This is a genomic window from Streptomyces sp. NPDC001717 (assembly GCF_042892775.1).
GTDB lineage: Bacteria > Actinomycetota > Actinomycetes > Streptomycetales > Streptomycetaceae > Streptomyces.
Window position 1 is genome coordinate 1 of sequence record NZ_JBIAUK010000067.1, and the last position, 2,494, is coordinate 2,494.

Consider the following 2,494-nt stretch of genomic DNA (forward strand, 5'->3'; position numbering starts at 1 on the left):
CCCAAGCATGGGGTCCCTTGAACCCGCTGACGCCTGTTCAGCGGGTTCCTGTGCCGGGGTGTGTTCGCCCGGGCCGGTGGAGCGTGCCTCAGAGGGCCTCAGAGGCCTCAGGGCGGAGTCTGCGGCCTCGGGTTGGGTGGGGGTGTCTTGGGGCGGCGGTGTGGGGCTTGTCGTGGGGGCTAGGGTCGGGGCAGCCCGCGTCGATATGGCGTGCGTGGGTGAGGCCCGGCACCCAGAGCGCTCTGGGGGCAGCAGTACCGCCGGGCCGCCCCCAAACAGACCCGGCTGGTGCCGGAGGTCAGGGCGCGGAGGCGTCTGTGCCCCTGCCGAGGGTGCGCCGGCCTAGAGAGCGTGGCGCGCTCACGGACGCCTCGACCAACTCGGCGGGCTCGGCTGCGAGCCGGGCCCGGCGGCCTGCGGTCGGTTGTGCTGGGGGAGTTGCGGGGCGCGGGCCGGTGCCCAGGGCGCGACGTTCGATCATTCGCCCATTTTCCCCAAGTCGGGCAAGAGCCCGGCAACGGCCGCAGGGGCCGCCGTGGTGGCGGCCCCTGCGGGTTGTACAGGCGCGATCAGTGGCCCTGTGAGTACGGCGACGGCGGCGGTGGCGACGGCCGCAGCACATCGTCTGGAATGGCTCCCCAGCACCCAATGATCTTGTCCACCGGAGTCCCCGAGGCCGACCCGGCCCCTGGCTTCGGCGAGTTCGGCGCCGTTGCTGGCAGCAGCAGGCTCGACGCCGTGAGGGAGAGGCACGCGCCCGCCTGGCCCACGGCGCCGGGTACGTCGGCGTGGGCGGGTCCGGTGAGTGACAGGGCGGAAGCTGCGAGAGCGATCGTAGTGAGGGTGCGCAGGGTGGGTTTCATGATCGGCATAACAGCCGAACGATGCGATACGTCATGGGACACCGCGGGTGATTGCCGCCGCGGGGCGTTGCAGTGATCGGGTGCGCCCGTCTTGAGCCCTGTGAATGGGTGAGGCGGCCCGGCGGTCTGCTGTGGGCGGTGCGGGGGGTGTGGGGCGGGGGCCGGTGCCCAGGGGGCGGCGTTCGGTCATGTGCTCGGTTTCGCGGACATGGTGGGTGTGTTCGGCCGGTGGTTGATGGTGCGGTGGAGGGTCTGGCGGAGGATCACCCCGGTGGTCGTGATGAGCGCGGCGGTCTGGGCGCGTTCGGCGAGGGCCTCGTCCGGGGCGGCCCGCCTGCTCGCCGCGTCTGTTCCCCATCGGTCGCCCCATGCTTCGAGGGTCTGGACGTGCGGCAGGTTGGTCCAGTACACCCCGCGCAGAAGTGGCACGGCGAGCGCGTCGGGCAGGGTGACGCACAGCCGTCCGGTGAGGCCGGCGCCTGCGTACGGGCCGGTGCCGCCGAGGTTCTGCCCGGCCTGCTGTGCGCCCTCGGGGATCGGCTCCCACTCCCGCAGCAGTCCGCGCGCGTCCAGCTCGGCGCGGAGGGCGGGGGCCAGGGCCCGCCACCGGGTGACCCGGTGCGTTCCTGTCTCGCGCAGCCGGTCCCGCTCGCTGCGGATCCGCGTACGCGCCGCCCGCAGGGCCGGGCCCCGCAGATCGAGCATGCTGGCCTGCTGCTCGGCGGAGGCCTGCCACCGCGTTTCGGCGGTCTTCTGCGCGTCCACGAGGGCATCGAGCCGGGCGAGGTCGGCGGGTGGTACCGCGATGACCATGGTGTGTCCCATGTCCTCCATCATTCCTCGCCGCAAGGCCGGTTCGGGCCGGATCCCGGCAGGTCAGAGCGCTGCTCGGCCAGTTGAGACAAGGCCCGTGAGCCGGCCCGGCCGTAGCCGGTCTCTCAATCTATATAGATACTCGAACCGCGTGGGAGGTGGGTCAGTCTGGTTCCTGTTTCGATCCGCAGGTGAATTTGATGCAACCAAGGAAGCTTTTGTGAGACTGGGGTTGGCCTGTCTGGTGACTGGGGCCCGGTATGGGCCGAGGGCTCTGGCTTGGTTGTGGCTGTTTTGGCGGCGTGTAATCGCCGGTTATTGGGAGGTCTGGTTGGGGAGATTGGCCGGGGTAGGAACGGTTTGCGGAAGAGAGGGAGAGCGTGATGGCGGACGAGCAAGAGGTTGAGGCCTCGGCTGAGGAGACTCCGGTGGAGAAGCCGACTGTCGTGGCGGGCCGCCAGAGGCTGGAGACGAAGGAGATCCGGGATCAGATCATCACGCACACAATCGTCAAGCCGATCCCCGACTGAGTCCAGCGCACACCCCTGCGGCTCGGGGCCGGTACCCGGCTGACGGCAGTGCCCCTCCCCGGCTCCGCAGCCAGCGCCCGCGAAGCGGGCCGTCCTGGAGGCGGAGCCGGAAGGACCGGGGTGGGAGCGGAGCGGACACCCCAACGGGCCGAAGGCCCGGACCCCGTGAAACGGGGTCACCCATGCTTGCAGAGCAAGCCGTTCGGGGTGGAGCGAAGCGGAACCCCGAACCCGTCCGAAGCGCAGCGAAGGACCCCGGCCCGAAGGGCCGGCCCCGGCTCGGCGAAG

At 71.0% G+C, this 2,494-nt stretch carries 2 protein-coding genes; one reads left to right on the forward strand and one right to left on the reverse strand.

Going from position 1 to position 2,494, the window contains the following annotated elements:
* Positions 1-1,049 precede the first annotated feature (1,049 nt).
* Entirely contained in the window at positions 1,050-1,688 is a 639-nt protein-coding gene (locus ACFYZL_RS40035; RefSeq protein WP_388686128.1) for a hypothetical protein, read from the reverse strand.
* 371 nt (positions 1,689-2,059) lie between these two features.
* Here ACFYZL_RS40035 and ACFYZL_RS40040 point away from each other — a divergent pair, with 371 nt between their 5' ends.
* Positions 2,060-2,206, forward strand: coding sequence for a hypothetical protein (locus tag ACFYZL_RS40040; RefSeq protein WP_388686130.1), 147 nt, complete (start codon positions 2,060-2,062; stop codon positions 2,204-2,206).
* The last annotated feature ends 288 nt before the right edge of the window (positions 2,207-2,494 follow it).